General features: G+C 51.8%; 14 protein-coding genes. 6 read left to right on the plus strand and 8 right to left on the minus strand.

The features are described 5' to 3' along the window. Positions 1–26 precede the first annotated feature (26 nt). Positions 27–1,256, plus strand: a complete 1,230-nt coding sequence (locus P3G59_RS07455) for a hypothetical protein (RefSeq protein ID WP_277761059.1) — start codon at positions 27–29, stop codon at positions 1,254–1,256. Positions 1,257–1,341: 85 nt separating this feature from the next. Here P3G59_RS07455 and P3G59_RS07460 read toward each other — a convergent pair whose 3' ends face one another. After that, the gene (locus tag P3G59_RS07460) at positions 1,342–1,719 is read right to left on the minus strand and encodes a DUF2892 domain-containing protein (protein WP_093438222.1); all 378 of its coding nucleotides are present in this window, start codon (positions 1,717–1,719) and stop codon (positions 1,342–1,344) included. 81 nt (positions 1,720–1,800) lie between these two features. Next, positions 1,801–2,271 carry an RNA methyltransferase gene (locus P3G59_RS07465; protein WP_007911337.1) on the minus strand — a complete coding sequence of 157 codons (471 nt, stop codon included), beginning with the start codon at positions 2,269–2,271 and terminating at the stop codon, positions 1,801–1,803. A 274-nt stretch (positions 2,272–2,545) separates the two neighbouring features. On the opposite strand from P3G59_RS07465, the gene P3G59_RS07470 reads away from it, so the two are divergent. After that, a complete protein-coding gene (locus P3G59_RS07470; RefSeq protein ID WP_277761060.1) occupies positions 2,546–3,265 on the plus strand; it encodes a LysR family substrate-binding domain-containing protein in 720 nt (239 codons plus the stop codon). A gap of 534 nt (positions 3,266–3,799) precedes the next feature. On the opposite strand, the gene P3G59_RS07480 is transcribed toward P3G59_RS07470, so the two are convergent. From P3G59_RS07480 to P3G59_RS07490, 3 genes are all read right to left on the minus strand, one after another. Continuing rightward, the gene (locus P3G59_RS07480; protein WP_277761061.1) at positions 3,800–4,225 is read right to left on the minus strand and encodes a response regulator; all 426 of its coding nucleotides are present in this window, start codon (positions 4,223–4,225) and stop codon (positions 3,800–3,802) included. Positions 4,226–4,323: 98 nt separating this feature from the next. Then, the gene (locus P3G59_RS07485) at positions 4,324–5,532 is read right to left on the minus strand and encodes an EAL domain-containing response regulator (RefSeq protein WP_277761062.1); all 1,209 of its coding nucleotides are present in this window, start codon (positions 5,530–5,532) and stop codon (positions 4,324–4,326) included. Positions 5,533–5,696: 164 nt separating this feature from the next. Beyond that, entirely contained in the window at positions 5,697–5,825 is a 129-nt protein-coding gene (locus tag P3G59_RS07490; RefSeq protein WP_277761063.1) for a hypothetical protein, read from the minus strand. A gap of 324 nt (positions 5,826–6,149) precedes the next feature. Here P3G59_RS07490 and P3G59_RS07495 point away from each other — a divergent pair, with 324 nt between their 5' ends. From P3G59_RS07495 to P3G59_RS07510, 4 genes are read left to right on the plus strand one after another with little or no spacing between them, the layout of a single operon-like run. Beyond that, entirely contained in the window at positions 6,150–6,728 is a 579-nt protein-coding gene (locus P3G59_RS07495) for a fimbrial protein (RefSeq protein WP_277761064.1), read from the plus strand. Between the two features lie 50 nt (positions 6,729–6,778). Beyond that, entirely contained in the window at positions 6,779–7,474 is a 696-nt protein-coding gene (locus P3G59_RS07500; RefSeq protein WP_277761065.1) for a molecular chaperone, read from the plus strand. Positions 7,475–7,488: 14 nt separating this feature from the next. Then, positions 7,489–9,984, plus strand: a complete 2,496-nt coding sequence (locus P3G59_RS07505) for a fimbria/pilus outer membrane usher protein (RefSeq protein ID WP_277761066.1) — start codon at positions 7,489–7,491, stop codon at positions 9,982–9,984. 18 nt (positions 9,985–10,002) lie between these two features. Then, on the plus strand, positions 10,003–11,043 hold the full coding sequence (locus tag P3G59_RS07510; RefSeq protein ID WP_277761067.1) for a fimbrial protein: 1,041 nt from the start codon (positions 10,003–10,005) through the stop codon (positions 11,041–11,043). Positions 11,044–11,171: 128 nt separating this feature from the next. Here the strand turns inward: P3G59_RS07510 and P3G59_RS07515 are convergent, their stop codons facing one another. The 3 genes from P3G59_RS07515 to P3G59_RS07525 form a co-directional block, all read right to left on the minus strand. Then, positions 11,172–14,789: a transporter substrate-binding domain-containing protein gene (locus tag P3G59_RS07515; protein WP_277761068.1), complete on the minus strand. Its 3,618-nt coding sequence runs from the start codon at positions 14,787–14,789 to the stop codon at positions 11,172–11,174. A gap of 2 nt (positions 14,790–14,791) precedes the next feature. Further along, positions 14,792–15,418, minus strand: a complete 627-nt coding sequence (locus P3G59_RS07520; protein ID WP_277761069.1) for a response regulator transcription factor — start codon at positions 15,416–15,418, stop codon at positions 14,792–14,794. A gap of 108 nt (positions 15,419–15,526) precedes the next feature. After that, positions 15,527–16,747 (minus strand): EAL domain-containing response regulator, encoded by a 1,221-nt coding sequence (locus P3G59_RS07525; protein ID WP_277761070.1) that lies wholly within the window; start codon positions 16,745–16,747, stop codon positions 15,527–15,529. Between the last annotated feature and the right edge of the window lie 148 nt (positions 16,748–16,895).

The following is a 16,895-nucleotide window of genomic DNA, read 5'->3' on the forward strand; positions in this document are numbered from 1 at the left end:
GATTCAAGCTTTACCAAGGAGTGTGTATGGCTGTCGGATTGCAGCGGGTGTTGATGATCGCGCTGCTGGCACTGAGTGCGCCGGTCTGCGCGGCGAAGAAAGTCGATCTGGATTATCACGTGCGCCTGTTGCCGCAAAGCGATCAGGCCGAGGTGCGCCTGACCCTGGCCAAGGGCGAGGCGGTGCGCAGTCTTGATTTCGACCTCGGCGACGGCAGCCATTACAGCGACTTCAAGGCTGACGGCCAGTGGCTGTTGACCCCCGGCAAACAGACTCGCGGTGTCTGGCGCCCTCCCAGCGAAAAAGCCAGCCTGACCTACCGCGTACGCATCAGTCATGGCCGCAAGACTGGCAGCTTCGACACGCGCATGACTCCGAGTTGGGCGTTGCTGCGCGGTGATGAATTGGTGCCCCCCGCCAGGCTCGATCAGCAGGACGGCACAGAACTGGTCGCGCGCCTGCAATTCGAATTGCCCGACGGCTGGAAGAGCGTCGAAACCGCTTGGCCGCGCATTGGCAAAAACAAATTCCGCATCGACAACCCTTCACGCCTGTTCGACCGCCCGACCGGCTGGATGCTCGCCGGCCATCTCGGCAGCCGCCGCACTCGGCTTGGCGAAACCGAAGTCACCGTGACCTCGCCGCAAGGGCAGGGCATGCGCCGGATGGATATTTTGACGTTGCTGACGTTCGTCTGGCCGCAGGTGCAGGCCGTTTATCCACGCCATCCGGCCAAACTGTTGATTATCGGCGCCAACGACCCGATGTGGCGCGGCAGCCTCGGTGCGCATGAATCCATCTACGTGAACACACGGTTGCCGCTGGTCAGCGAAAACGGCAGCAGCGCGTTGGTGCGTGAGCTGGCGCAGGTGTTCGGGCGGATCAACGACGAGCAGCGCAGCGACTGGATCAGCGAGGGCTTTGCCGAGTATTACGCGATCGAACTGGTGCGCCGCGCCGGTGGCATGAGCGATGAGCGTTATCAAAGTTTGCAGGCGAAACTGGCCAGGGACAGCCAGAAAGTCACGACCTTGCGCGGCGAGCAGATCAGCCCTGCACAGGTTTCGAAGGCGGTGGTGATATTGCAGGAGCTGGATGGCGAGATTCGCTTGAAGACGCGCAACAAGCGTTCGCTGGATGATGTGTTGCGTGGGGCGATGCATCTGGGGACGGTGAGTACCAAGGAGTTTGTGCAACTGGCCGAGGGCGTGCTCGGCGAGACCTCCAAGGTCCTTGATACCGCGTTACAGCAGTAAAGATCAAAAGATCGCAGCCTTCGGCAGCGCCTACACCGATCTCTATAGGAGCTGCCGAAGGCTGCGATCTTTTGCTTTTAAACCATCAAACCCCGGCTTTAGGCGATTTCACCGAATCATTGCCTGTTACGGTAGCGGTGCTGGTCGCCGCTTCGGCATTGGCCTTGAGCTTGCTCAGTTCTTCTCCGGCCCGCTCGATCTTCGCCCGAACGTTGTTCATGTCCTGACGACTTTTCTCGATCAGGCTTTTCATCGAGCTGTGCCCGGTAATCCCGCGCGCCATCGCCACGCCGCCAATCGCCACCTGAATCAGGCCGAACACACCGCCACGGCGCAGGCCCTTGCCGACCATGATCACGCCACCGGCCAATGAGCCGATGCGCTCCCAGCCTTCAACGTTCTGCTCGGAACGGCTCTGGAACGGGGTGGATTCGATACGTTCGACGCGTTTGAGCTCGGTCATGATCTTTCTCCAGGCAATGAGTAATGGATAAACAAGCTGACTGTGCAGACGGTCAGCTCGTTCCATCCAATGTGCGACGTTTCAGCGGAATTTTGGCCCGGAGCGGGTGTTCAAGCCCTTGGCCATGCGGTCATAGAGCACGACGTTGACCGTCGCGGCGAGGTTCATGCAGCCGGTGGTCGGGATGTACACGACGTCTTCGCACCAGTCGCGAATCTCTTTATCCAGCGAGCCGTCTTCGGGGCCGAAGATGTACAGGGCGCGATCCGGGTGAGTGTATTCCGGCAGCGGGCGGGCGCCCTCGACCAGTTCCACGGCGACGGGCACGCAGTTGAGCGGGAGGATCTTTTTCAGATCGTCGATGCCGATCAGCGGGATGTCGTAGTGCACGCGTTTGGTGTCGGTGACGAAGTCGGCGGCGCGTTCATAACGCTTGCCGGTGTAGAACACCGACGCCACGCCATAGCAGCCTGCGGCGCGCATCACCGAACCGACGTTCTCCGGTGATTTAGGGTTATACAAACCAATGCAGCTGTACCGTTTGTCTGCCACGAGCGGGGTGCCTTCGGGAAAAAGAGCGCGATTATACGGGGATAAGATCAAAAGATCGCAGCCTTCGGCAGCTCCTACAGGGAAAACGCATTCCACATGTAGGAGCTGCCGAAGGCTGCGATCTTGATCGTTCCCACGCTCCGCGTGGGAATGCAGCCCGGGACGCTCCGCGTCCCCTTCAAAGCCGAACGCGGAGCGTCCGAAGAGGCATTCCCACGCAGAGCGTGGGAACGATCATGACTTGCTCAGTCTTCTTTTTTCATGAGGCCGGCCAATGCGGCAAACGGGTCACGTTTTTTTGGATGAGGCTCGCCTGACGCTCGCTCAGGCTGGTCGTTCAGTGGAACGGGCGCGGCAAGCGGCACTCGATCATTCTGGGCGTCTGACTCTGGGTTTTGTATTCGGTGTCGAGGCCGAGCAACTCATGCGGGTGATGAGCACTTTGCATGGAGAGCTTCGGCATATGCAGCTCATACTGCACACCCAATCTTCACCGATGCTGATAACGGAGCTGCTGGAGCGCCAAATTGATGTCGCGTTCATCCGGCCTTCGAGTCATACGCAGGGTCTGAATGTGCGGACGCTGCGCAGCGAGAAACTGATTGCCGCGGTGCCGGCTGATCACGCCTTAGCGAAGCAAACTACGATTCGTCTCACACAACTCGCCGCAGAACCCATGATCGGAGTGCCGCGCGAACAGGCGCCCGTACTATATGACGCCATCCAGGAATATGCGGATCGATATGGCGTGGCGTTGCAGCCCGTTTACCATTCGGAAACCCTGATGATGGCGCTGTCATTGATTACTTCGGTCGGTGGAGTGTGTTTGTTGCCAGAGCATTCGGCACTCATCTTTCCCAAGGGTGTGGTGGCAGTACCTCTGGGTGAAGAGTCGCCTTTATTGGAGCTCGCGTTGGCCTGGCATCCTGAGAACAGATCATCTGCTTTGACGGCATTCATTGATGCGTTCCTTGATCAAGAACCGCAAAGCTGATCGGATGATTTCGCGGTCATCAAGTGATCGTGGCTTCTCTTTGGCGGTGCCTAGTGCAAATGCTGACCAAGCGAAGCCTACGTATTGAGTTTTCGAAGAAGGTCGAGGTATTCACCAGCGTTGACTCGCCGATGGCCAACCTGATGCTGTCGGTCAGGGGAGCCTTGTTGCGTATATAGGGGCCGCAAGACGAACAGATTGTCGCAGTCCAGTCTTAGACCTTGGGCGGGCCGTGTAAATCAATGGACGTGGCTGGACCTAAGAAGAGAAGCCATGTGTGAGACAGACGTCTTAGGGATAGGTTTTCAGTTCTGGACACCGGGTAGGCAGCATGGTGAAAACCGTCGCGATTGTCGGTTGGGTTGGGCCAGGAACACATCCACTCGGTAGGCCTGCGACAGGTCGAAAACCTTAGCGCACGATTTTTCCGGATTCTGTAGGCATCCCGTAAACAACCCAATCTTACGCTTAAAAATGAGCGGCACTTGACGACAGACAGTACGCCGCTGGGCTCTATCTCAAACGGCCCAAGATTCAAGGCTCGCTGCGCAAAAGAGTATGACGCTTGGGATGACCCTTTGGCGGATCGATAGCCTGCATAAAGCTAATTATCGTCCGTTCATCAGGTGCTCGTAAGAGCTTTTTAATTACCCTTGACTGCAGTGTCGAAATGGAAACGTGCTCGCCAAGTAGCAGACCATCATAAACCAGCGCATGTCGAATAGCCGGGCAGTTTAGAAGAAAATCATCAAGATCAAAAGTTATATCTGTACCCAAAGCACTGTTAATTATCAAAAGATCAAACGGCTCGATAGCGTATTCGATCATCGCCAACAATTCTGCAATTGTCTCCACGGGAGCGATTCGGTGATAACCCTGCTGATTCAGCATTTTCTCAATACTCAATCGCTGCGCAGGTTGATCGTCAACAACCAAGATACGTAAAGAGGGGGTTGGCATTTTTGATCCTTATATAGTGGGTGAGTAAACGGCAACTGCAGATGACGATGCGGACCTACAAACTGATGCCATAAACGTTATGGGGAGGTGGTCAAACCCTACCTGCCGCTACCTCTGAGTGGGGCCCGTGACTGAAGCCAGTTAACGAGTTCTTGCTTTTTCATAGGTTTGCCTAAGAAGTAGCCCTGACCCAGCACGCAGCCCAGTTTCACTAATTCACGGTGCTGGTCTTGAGTTTCGATGCCCTCAGCCACCACAGTCATCCCTAGGGACTCACCCAAAGCGATGGTGCTGCTGATGACTGCCCGAGAACGCGGCCCATCGTCTAGCGCCTGAATGAACTCACCGTCCAGCTTGATCTCGTTGAAAGGCAACTGACACAAACGTCGTAGCGACGAAAACCCGGAACCAAAATCATCAATTGATAATCGGCAACCCATCAGGCGCAAACGCAATAGATTCTCTATGCACTCCGCCGACGCATCCACCAACCCGGTTTCGGTCAACTCGAAGGTCACCCCGGCCGCTGGTAGCTTGAAACTCGCCAAGGTTTCTTTAATTCGGGAGACCAATCCCACATCTGACAACTGCGAAGGTTGCAGGTTGAATGCAACGTTTAGAGGTTGACCATGCATCAGATACTGGCGCTGTAAATGCAATCCATGTTCGAGCTGGGCAAAAAATAACTGATTTAATAATTCACAGCGTTCGATGGTTGACATAAACACTACAGGCGAAACAATCCCTCCTCTAGGGTGGTTCCAGCGCGTCAAGGCTTCGACGCCTGATACTTGGAGGTTGATCAGATTGACCTTGGGCTGAAAGTAGGTCTCCATTTGACCCTCCACTATTGCCACGCGGACCTCCTCGTCACTAACTACTATATTCATACAGCGGGATACCGCCGGAGGTGTAGGTTCATTCTTGTAGCTCATTAGAAGGTCGCTCAACGCATTAATGTTAAAAGGACTACCCACCTCTCCCAACATTTTCAACCCCAGCAAGGGCATCAATTGTCTCGCCGTTCGCTGCACATCTTCAGCAAGCGAATTGTTGATAATGACCGATCGTACTAATCCGCTAAGCGCCGAACGCCGCAAAAAATCGAGATTTTCCATCCCGTCTTTATGCAAGTCACACACAACAATATCGACCGGCCCGACTTGGCACAGAACATGCCATGCATGATTAGCAGATGCCGCGTCGAATACCGCGTCACAACCAAGCCGTCGGACCATATTGACAATGGCCGTCCGCTGAAAAAAATTGTCGTTCAGGACAAGAACGCGCAAGGGCAAAAACAGCATGAAAACTCTCCGGAAGCAGTGCAATTTAAGTGGTTTAAGCAACCTTCCATAGTACTGGTACGAAGCATTTTTCTTGTCCTAAACATGATGTACTTGAACGCACGGGTATTAAGATCAGAGGCGCTATTTCCTCAAGTCTCACAAAACTACAAAATTGAGTTAATTCAATTTGTTTGAGTTTTCGTATATTCAACATTGTTCAACTTTTTAAAACCTCGAAAAATCCCACCGATACGTAGGAAATTTCCTACCGGATCGCGGGAGGCGCTGCGCTTTGATGTGATACGGCTCATAGGAATTTTCCTACGTCTTGGTGGGATGGATCCTACAGTCCATTTCCTTACACTTACACAAAATTGCCGTGTTCAATCTCGAGCTGTTATTTCCACCTACAGAGAAAAGAGACGCTCTTTTACTGTATAGGTTGAAATCGAAATTGTCGCATTAGTGATGTTGCAGGGCAGGGCTGCATTGTATGCCGCCTCTGGGCGCCGTAGTTGAAAGCTAGCCACATAGTATGTCACACGCCAAAAAACGTACCTGTACAAAATAAACATCGCCTATGAGTTATTGGCGACAGTAACACCCATTAACCTTAACGAAGTAACGGAGTTATAATGATTAAGCACGCGTTCTCCCTGGTAGCACTGGCCGCCGCACTGACCTCTGCAAACGTAATGGCTGCTGATAATGCTGCCGGTGGTGTTATTTCCTTCAGTGGCGCAATTACCGACACTACTTGCACCATCAATGGCGGTAAAAGTGCAGACTTCACCGTTGCCCTGTCGCCTATTTCTGTTGTTGACGCCGGCACCACTGTTGGCCCGTTGACCAAAAACAAAAAATCGTTCTCGTTGACCTTCTCGGGTTGCACCTCGGCCGCTGGAACAGCTGGTACTCCGTTGAAAATGTATTTCTCGTCCGCAGACAATATTTCCACCGACGGTAAGTTTTTGCTGAACAACACCGTCAACGAAAGTGATGCTGCTGTTGCAAAAAACGTCGGTTTCTCGTTGGCGAAGCCAGGCTCCAGCGCACCAATCCAATTGAACGTGCCGCTTGATACCGGCGTCAGCGGGGCTGCTGCAGCACCTGAAACACTCGTACTCGATGCGTACTACTACAAAACCAATACCGCTGCGGCCAAAGTTGGTGCTGTTAGCTCCAACCTGACTTACACCATTTCCTACTTGTAATACAACCTGTGTACCAGGCTCGTTCTATGGGCCTGGTTCTGGAACAGATCATGATCAAGCAAGTATTGTTAGCCGGATTACTACTCAGCGCTGTGTCTGCACAGGCCAATATTGTCATCAACGGCACTCGTGTTATTTATCCAGAAGCAAACAAAGACGTGATAGTACAACTCGTCAATAACGGCAGTGATTCGTCCTTGGTGCAAGCATGGGTAGATGATGGCGACATCAACTCCACACCGGAAACAGCCAACGTTCCGTTCCTCCTGTCTCCGCCTGTTGTCAAAGTTTCTGGCGATAGCGGTCAACAACTCAGGATTACAAAAATCGGCGCCCCACTGGTTGCGGATCGGGAATCTGTTTTCTTTCTAAACGTGCTGGACATCCCTCCAACCCCAGAAAACTTACAGGGCGCAAACAGACTGCAGCTGGCGATCAAGTCTCGCATAAAAATGTTCTATCGCCCGAGTGGACTAAAGGAAACGGTCAGCAAAAGCGTCGAAAAAGTAGAACTGCAAGCGGTCGAGAAAGGTTTTAACGTGATCAATAAAGGCGCGTACTTCTTCACACTCGCCAATATTGACCAGCACGACAAAAAACACCTGCTCGCTGATTCCGTCATGGTCGCTCCTTTTTCCTCGGCATTCGTCGAGAGCAAAGAGCCCGTCAAGAAAAATACACCCTACATCATGATGTATATCGATGATCTGGGTGCTTACAAAACCAAAGCTGTCGTATCGCATTGAGGTGAGGCCCCAGAATGAAACCGCACAAAACCTTTATTAAAGTCCTCACGGTGTCTTCGCTGTTTCTACTGGATAAGGCTTATGCGGAAACCTTTGACACCTCGCTGATGGCTGGTAAGTCTCGAGAATCCGATCTCTCACGTTTTTATTCAAGCTCCGAGATACCTGCCGGTAAGCAGGATATTGATATTTATGTCAATAGCATCTGGAAAGGTCGCTATTCATTAGTATTTGGCGAAGTAAAAGACGATATCAAGATTAGCTACGAGGACAGCGAGCTTCTTGGGATCAACATGAATGGTTTGCCCGTTGCGCGATCAGCCGCGGACAATCTACAAATCAGCGAATTGGTTCAAGGCGGCTCGTTTCTTTTGGATATCAGCACCCTGAGCCTGAAACTGACCGTGCCCCAGTCTTATGTCAATCGCTCGGAGGCCGGTTATGTCGACCCGAAATTCTGGGATCAGGGCGTCCCGGCATTTTTATTTGGCTACAACGCCATGCATTACAGCGCACAATCGAAAAATGGCGGCTCATCCAGCGACGATTTGTATTCTGGCTTGGATTTCGGCATTAACTTTGCTGGTTGGCAGTTCCGGGAAAGTAGTTCGCTAAGAAAAAGATCCTCGGAAAACTTCAAGTATCAAAATAACACACGCTATCTTCAGAAGAATATTGCTTCTATCACCTCCAACTTCAAGCTCGGTGATTTCTACTCGGCAGGTGATCTCTTTGACTCGATCAGAGTTCGCGGTGTGTCGTTGACCTCCGACATCAATATGCTGCCCAACTCCAAACAAGGGTTTTCGCCTATTGTGCGTGGCGTCGCACAAACCAATGCCTTGGTAAAAGTCATACAGAACGGCAACGTGGTTTATCAGGAGAGCGTACCGCCTGGCGCCTTTACCTTCGACAATATCCAGCCCACCGGGTCCGCTGGCGACCTGACGGTGGTGGTGCGCGAGGCCGATGGTCGCGAGCAGTCGTTCACTGTACCGTTTTCTGCCGTCCCTAATATGCTCAAGGAAGGGATCAGTAAGTACAGCCTAGTGGCCGGTAAAGTAAACCAGACCAATACCGACTATAACCCTGGTTTTATGCAGGGCACGTTGCAGTATGGGTTCAACAATTTGCTGACCGGATATGCAGGCACTACCCTCAGCAATGATTACCGTGCTTATCTTGTCGGTAGCGGCTTGAACCTACCGATCGGTGCAGTTTCTGTTGACGTGACCCAATCGAATACTCAGTTAAAGAATCAAAGCAAAAGCGGGCAAAGCGTGCGCGTGTCATACAGTAAATTCCTGGATGTAACGGCAACCAACTTTACCCTGGCGGCATATCGTTACTCTACCGAAGGCTACTACAGCTTCAGCGATGCCATTTATTCCCAGGAGGGATACCGTCAGCTCGAAAGACAAATCAACGACTATCGAAGCAGACTTGATGAAGATGAAGCTCCGATTCTCGATTTGAATACTTGGGATGCCTTGCGAAACGCACGCCCACGCAACACCTTCAATTTAAGTTTGAACCAGCGTTTGAACGACAACTGGGGCAGCGTGTTTTTTTCCGGTACGCAACGTGACTACTGGACAAATAATACCAAAAGTCGTGAGTACCAATTTGGCTACACAAACGCTGTGGGGGAGGTTAATTACAGCCTCTCTGCCAACCGCGTCAGAAATTCGAACCGTGACGAAGAAACACGGTTTTATCTCTCAATGACAATGCCCTTTGATATCGCTGGTAGCAGGGCGTATCTCAACAGTGGTGCGTCATTGGTGGACTCGCGCTATCAGCAAAGTAACGTTAGCGTGAGTGGCAATGCACTGGAGTCAAACCGCCTGAGTTACACCGTAGCGGGCAGTAATCAAAACGGTGGGAATAACACCGCCAGTGTTAATACCTCCTACCGTAGCAATGTCTCCACCGTGGGCGCCTCTTACGCTGAGTCGTCCGATTATCGACAAACCGGCTTAGGTGCTCGAGGCAGTATCGTGATGATTCCTGGGCATGTACTGGCCTCCAATGAGGTCGGTAGCACCATGATGGTCGTCGAGGCACCTAAGGCCGAAGGCCTGATGGTCAATGGTGATCAAAGTATCGTCACCAACAAAGATGGCTTGGCGCTGGTTCCGTACGCGACACCTTATCGTTTGAACTCAGTGACGTTGTCCGACAGCGGCAACAGCTCCGGTGCAGAGATTATCGGAAACATTGCTAACGCTGTACCGTTCGCCGGCACAGTTAATCATGTGAAGTTTGAGACAGACCAACGTCAATCTTACATCGTGCAGGCGCGCAAGGCAGATGGAGGCCCTCTGCCATTTGGCGCAGAAGTATTGGATAAAACAGGTCAATCTATCGGCTTTATTGGTCAAGCCAGTGTCCTATATATTAAATCCGAAGTAAAACCAGAGTATCTAGAGGTTCGACTTAAGAGCGGCAGTTGTATTCTTCGGAAACCTGACCTGACCACAACTACCACACAAAATACCTGCTATTAGAACGAGGCAATAAATATCATGAACAGATTTATTCTTTTACTTGTCGCCTCTACCTTTTTTTGCGGTACGGCGTATGCAACATGTTATGGTCCACCTATGGTTGATGCTACAAATATCGTGATCGACTTGTCAGATAAGTTAAATGAGCGAAACAAAACATTTACTTACCAGACCTTTCTACGCATCCCCGCGCTGCCTGAATTAAAATGTACATCTTATGGGAACACCTTTGCATATACGGTTGCAAGTAGGAAAGTGGGTTTTAACAATGGGGCGCAATGGGTTGACGTAAAGATCTCACCAATCCCCGATCTTGTTGGTTTGGATGGCGGAACTCATCCCGCGACAGTTTTAAATGCGCCGGTAACTCTAACATTTACTCTAGATTCAAGTGCGGGAACCAAAGAGGGGCTGACAGAAGGAAATACTTTTAATTATAATGAAGCTGTTATAGTCACAGATCAAACTGGCATATCGCCTTTGTACTGGACTTTCAGGATGGGCCTCTGGCTGAGCACCTTTGGTTGGTACTGGACTTATGATGAAAGAGATATGTACCGCCAAAATATTACACTTATATACGCTCCTAAAAAAACCACCTGTAGTTTTAATAACGCTGGTTTGATGGTTGATTTACCAAAAATGGGTTTCGCCCAACTCACAAAAAATCCTCAGCCGGGCTATACACCCTTTACGCTGAATTTCAGTTGTGAAGGCTTACAAAATAATGGCAGTACTGACCGTGCAATTGACATGTTTTTATCCAGCAATAATTTGCTCCCAAGCGATAACAGCGTATTGATGGATAGAACACCTACGGCGGCACAAGGTGTCGGCATAAAAGTCGTCAAGCGTGACAATCCCAACGCACCGGTTGTCTTTTCCACCTCCACCTTAAGTCGAGGAAGTGCTACGTCTATTTTCAGCGCCGCAGCAGGTACTGCGGTCAATAGCAATTTCTCGGTTGGCATGGGCGCCTACTACTTCCCTTACAACCCTACTCAACTAACCAGCGGTGAGATCAGGGCAACGGCAACGCTGAACATCGTTTATCAGTGAGCATTAGCCCTGCTCAATAAGCGATTGACGGTCAACCACGCCAACGACCCTGAGGTAACGGGGTCGTTGGCCATTTCCGAAGTGTTCCCCGCCATGCGTAAATGCACCAGACTCTCCTGAACCCCTGCTTAGTCAATCAACTCCTCCAGACGCTGCGCCAATGCCTCCATCGCCTCGTGCAAAGCATCTACCGCCTGGGTCAGTCGCACCGCGTCATGGCCGTTACACTCAGTTTGCAATTGCTCGCAGCACTGGATAAGCCAATGCGCCTTTATGATGCGTGCTCCCCCCTTAACCCGGTGGCCCAGGTCGGACAGCCCGGTCAAGTCGTGCTCACTGAAGAGTTTGAGCAGCCGTAACAAATCCTCTTCATTGCTACTGGCGAGATCGTGCAACAAGTTATTAACCAATGTTCGATCACCATGAGCCAATTGTTCGAGACTGGTCAGGTCAATGCTGTCGGAGAGTGATAATGATCCATCAGCCTCCCATGCATCATCGAACACCGACTCCACACCAGATAAGCGCGCAGTCAGGTCCTTCATGCTGATGGGCTTGAATAGGCAATCATCCATGCCAGCTTCCAGGCAGCGATCTTTTTCCTCCGGCTGCGCATTGGCGGTGAAACCCAGGATCAAGCAAGGCGCAGCGCCCGAATCAGCCTCCTCGGCGCGGATCGCCCTGGCCAGTTCGTAGCCTGTCATCACCGGCATATTACAGTCGGTAATCACCACATCGAAATGACCATTGCGCCAGGCACGCAAGCCATGGGCTCCATCCGACTCGTCAGCAACCGTATGTCCCAGGTAACTCAGCTGCTGCGACAATAGCAAACGGTTGGCCGGATAATCATCGACCACCAGCACTTTCAGCGGTTGGCCGGCTTCGGGTAATTCCGGCTCTGGTGGGGTTTGCGGCAATGGAGCAAGAACCTTCAGCTCCAATAACACTTCGGCCTCCGTGCCTCGCCCCAGCATGCTACTCAAGTTCAACTCACCCTGCATCATCGAACACAGCTTGCGGCTGATCGCCAGCCCTAGGCCTGAACCTCCTATACTCGAATGGCTGGCCTGGCTGAACGGTACGAACAGCCGCTGCTGATCGTCCTGGGAAATGCCAATACCGGTATCGCGCACCAGCACACGAATACCCATGCTTTCGCTGGCGATCGGACGCGTTACCTCAACACAGACCTGCACCTGCCCGACGTCTGTGAACTTGATGGCGTTACCGAGCAGGTTGGACAGTACCTGCTTGAACCGTAACGGGTCGATCAAGACATCTTGGTCGGCTTCGTCATCGAACGACAACACAAGGTTCAGTTGCTTCTGCCGGGACAACCCTTCGAATACTCGTACAACCGACACTACAAGGCCTTTGAATGCCGCACGTTGTGGCGCCAATGTCAGGCGCTCGGACTCGATGCGCACCACATCCAGAATGTCGCCAATCAGTTCCAGAAGCCCACGCGCAGCGTCCGACGCCACTTCGATGGCAAAACGGTCAAGAATGCCTTGGTCTGCTTTTTTCATGGCCAGCTCCAGCATTCCGACCACTGCGTTCATTGGGGTGCGGATTTCATGGCTCATGGTGGCTAGAAAAGTTGTTTTCGCCCGATTGGCCTTCTCGGCATCCTGTTTGGCGTCCTTGAGTTCCCCAAGTAGACGCTCGCGATCACTGATATCGATCCAGCCAGCAATGATGCCCTTGACCTCACCCGCGTTATTACGGAACGGAAGGATCCAGTGATAGGCCGTAATGATCTCGCCGCGGTACAGCATCATTTGGCGGTCAGCCAGCAGCTCTTTACCACTGTCCATGACTTCCAAATACTGCTGTTCAAACCAGTTCCCACGGCCGGGTTCGCTATCAACGAATTCAGAGGGTCGCGTACCAATGACCTTCTCGCGAGTACTGCCAATTGCCTCCAAATAACGGCGATTGCATAGGAGCATCCTGGTTTGGCGGTCCCGTACATAGATAGGGTGGGGTAGCCCATCGATCAGGACGCGCATGAACTCCATTTGTTCTTTCAATGCCTGTTCGGCCACATCGCGTTTCTGAATCAGGCGTCGCAAATAGAGAATCCAGCCGAATGCCACCAATAATAAAATCACTGCGATAGCCGAGCCGCGGATGATTTCCAGTTGGTTGGCGTGCGTGCGTTTATTGTCCACCGCGATCTCGCCCCGCCAGCGACTGGTCAGTTCGTCCAAATCGTGCGGGGAAATACTGCGCATTTCCTTATCCAGGATCGAGTAAAGCTCCAGGGCGCTTCGATCAGTGGCAAGGGCTATTTGCGCGGGTTGAGTACCCACAACACCACTCACATGCAAACGGGATTCATGCCGAGTAGAAATCAGATAACGAGCATTGACCAGGGTCGTGACAGCGGCATCCGCTTTACCCTCTGCGACCATCGATAACGCTCCGTTGGTCTCTCTTGCTTCAACTAGAATAATTTTTGGGTAATGCCGTTCGATGTAACCCTTGATGCCGCTGTCGTTCCTGATTGCCAGGCGCTTACCAGTCAGTTCCTCCAAGCGGATAAATGGCTCCCCCCCGTTACGAATGCTCAACACATAAGGGTTGGTCAAATAGGACCGGGTAAAACGCAGTTCGCTGTTGTCAGCGTTCTGGTGGAATGCAGTAATGAAATCCGCCTTGCCATCCTTGATTAACGCCACAAGGCCCTCCAGCGAATCAGCCCTTACCAATTCGAAGGTAATGCCAGTACGGCGACGAATTATCGCGAGCAGATCAGCGCTGATACCGCGAAAAGTCCCCTGCTGATCGAAAAAGGCTAGCGGCGGATTGTTCTCTAGTACCCCGACCCTCAGTTGCGGATGATTCGCGAGCCAGCCTCTCTCCTTCGGACTCAGGTCATCTTTGCCACGGTCGCTCATAGTGATGGTATCTCCCCCCCAACGCCGCATAATCGCCATGCTTTCTTCCGCTGGGATGGCCATCAGCGCCCGATTGATGAGCTCAAAAAGCTGACGGTCTTCCATCCGTAATGCAAAACTAATGCTGCTCACTTCAAGGCTCGCAAACTCAACCAGTTGAACTTCGCTCAGGACGTTTCGGTTGATCTGGTAATTGGAGGTCGTCGCCCCTCCGAGGTATACGTCAGCCTGGTTGAAAACCACAGCGTAGAGGGCATCGAGGTCAGTTGGGTAAATCTGCAGCTTTGCTAGCGGGTAATATACCTTGACCTCAGAAGGAGAAAGGCCATTCGCAGACATGGCTAAGCGCAGCCCTCCAAGATCCTTGGATAACGCCGAGGCGTCCCGACGGTTGACTAGCACCGGTTGGTCCTCGAAGTAAGACCTTGAAAGCATCAGGTCGGAATCGGCTTTGTCGGCATCCGTGGCGACCCCGAGCAGGTCAAATTCGCCTCTTTTAAGCGCCTCTATCGCCTTCGCACGGTCTGGATAGCGTTGAATCTGGATGTCGATATTCAACAGATCCGCAATCAGTGCCACGTAGTCGGCCGTCAACCCTTCGTAATCGTGGCTACTTGCACTCAACCCAAAAGGCGCAGAGTCGGTGAGGGCAACCCCGACCCGCACGATCTTTTTATCGCGCAGAAAACGGCTGTCAGCGTCAGATAATTTCAGGCTGAATCCGGTGAGTTGGGAACGTCCCGACAACCTCAACGGCTCGATATCGTCTTGAAAATGATCTGCCTGAACAAAGGGGTTGATGCACAGTAAAAAAATCAGCAATCCGATTGGCAGCTTCATGTTCAAAGGAGGTTGTTGCGTTTGGCAAATTCGGCGAGGTAAACCACTGACTTGACGTTGAGCTTTTCAATTAGCCGGGTTTTATAGGTACTGATGGTTTTGTTACTGAGTAGCATGGAATCGCCAATCTCCTTGTTGCTGAAGCCCCGAGCCAACTGTTGCAAAATCGTCAGTTCACGGTCGGACAGTTTTTCAATCATTTCACGCTCGCTGGCCTGGTTATCAGAGGCGCGCACCGAGGTGTTAGAGAGCAATGGAAAATAGCTGTACCCCTCCCTGATCATCTTGACCGCTCGAGTCAACTCCTCAAGACTCCCCGCCTTGGAGACATAGCCCGAGGCCCCGGCTTTCATGCAACGCATGGCATAAAAAGAAGCCTCAAGGGACGTCAGTACCAGGATTTTAGAGGGTAATCCAAGCGCCGAGATGCGACTGATGACCTCCAAGCCATCAAGCAACGGCATGGCGATATCGAGCAGGATCAAATCAGGCACATGTTGACGCGCCAGTTGCACAGCGTCTACACCGTTCGATGCTTCGCCGATTACTTCGAACATTTCAGCCTTGAGCAGCATTTTGACAGATGCACGAATAAACGAATGGTCATCGACTACTAGCGCTTTTAGCATTGTGATTCTCTTTGGGCAAATGACTTAAGATTCGCAAGCCAAACGATACTATCGTTGATTTTATACAAAATAGCTTAAATTTGGCCTGCCGAGGTTTTGGTGCCTTTTTCACGCCGCTGGTGCATGAAATATTAGCCACGCAGAAAGGTCTGCAGCGGTCATGGGGCGCGCAAGATGAAAGCCCTGGCCAAAGGAACAGCCCAGGTTGATGAGGGTGTCAAGCGCATGGGAGCTTTCAATGCCCTCGGCAATAAGGTCCATCTTCAATGCCTTGGCTAGCGCTACGCTGCTTGAGATGACGGCTCTATTACCTAGGTCATCCACGTCTCGGACAAATGCACCATCGAGCTTGAGTTGGTTGAAAGGCAAATGTGTCAACTGCTTCAAAGAGGAAAAGCCAATGCCGAAGTCATCGATCGATAAACCACAACCGGCTCGATCCAGACGCAACAAATTCTCCACAGCAGAGGCTGGCAAATCCAGCATACCGTTTTCGGTGACCTCAAACGTGAGAGCTGAGCCCGGCATTTCAGATTGATGCAGGCGCTGGATAATGTGTCCTATCAGATCGTCGCGTACCAATTGTGAGTGCGTGAGGTTGAAAGCGAGCCCTAAATGAATACCTTGCTTGCGTAGCAGACTCATCAGCTCAAGCCCTTGTTCCAGTAATTGCTTGAACATGTCGTCGATCAGGTCATAAGCCACTACCGTCGCCAGCAAGTCCTGGGGCATCAGAAGCCCACGCTGGGGATGCTCCCAGCGGACCAACACCTCTGCACCAAACAGCCGACCATCATGTAGATTAAATTTTGGCTGATACCAAGCTTGAAACTCTCCTGCCTTCAAGCCTCGTAGTACCTCGGTATAAGGGATCAACTTGAAGCTAGCCGCAGGCTCTCTCAATTTAGAGCTTTCGTACGTTTTGAAAGTAGCCAATATTTTTTTCAAAGCTTGCAGCTGCACAGGTTTATCCAGCACACCGAGTAAACGGATAGAAGAAAACGTGCTCATCTTTTCGACCGAGCGCCGTAACGCCAACGGCATTTCTCCATATACCACCAGCGTCCTTACATTACCCAGCTTACTGGCAACACCAAGAAACTCGATGTTATTGATTGAGCCGTCACTCAGGTCAAAAAAGATGATGTCGATCACGTCCTGGCGGCGAATATGATCCACTGCCTGCATCGCATTGCCAGCCGACAAAACGCATGTGAACTGTAGACGCGACAGCGCATTGACCAACACATTGCGCTGTAAAGCATGACTTTCTACAACGAGAACACACTCCTCCAACATATGCTTCACCCACCCATTACTGATAGACATGACTTTGCCTGTGAACAGAGTGAATCATATGAAGAATATTCCTGCTGTTTTGTACGAAAATTCCCACAGACCAACATAAAAACGGTGACTTTGCTCCTGGCTGTGTGCACCTTTAAAAAGCGCGTTGCCAATCCACATTGCTGCTAAG

The organism is Pseudomonas sp. A34-9 (genome assembly GCF_029543085.1).
GTDB lineage: Bacteria > Pseudomonadota > Gammaproteobacteria > Pseudomonadales > Pseudomonadaceae > Aquipseudomonas.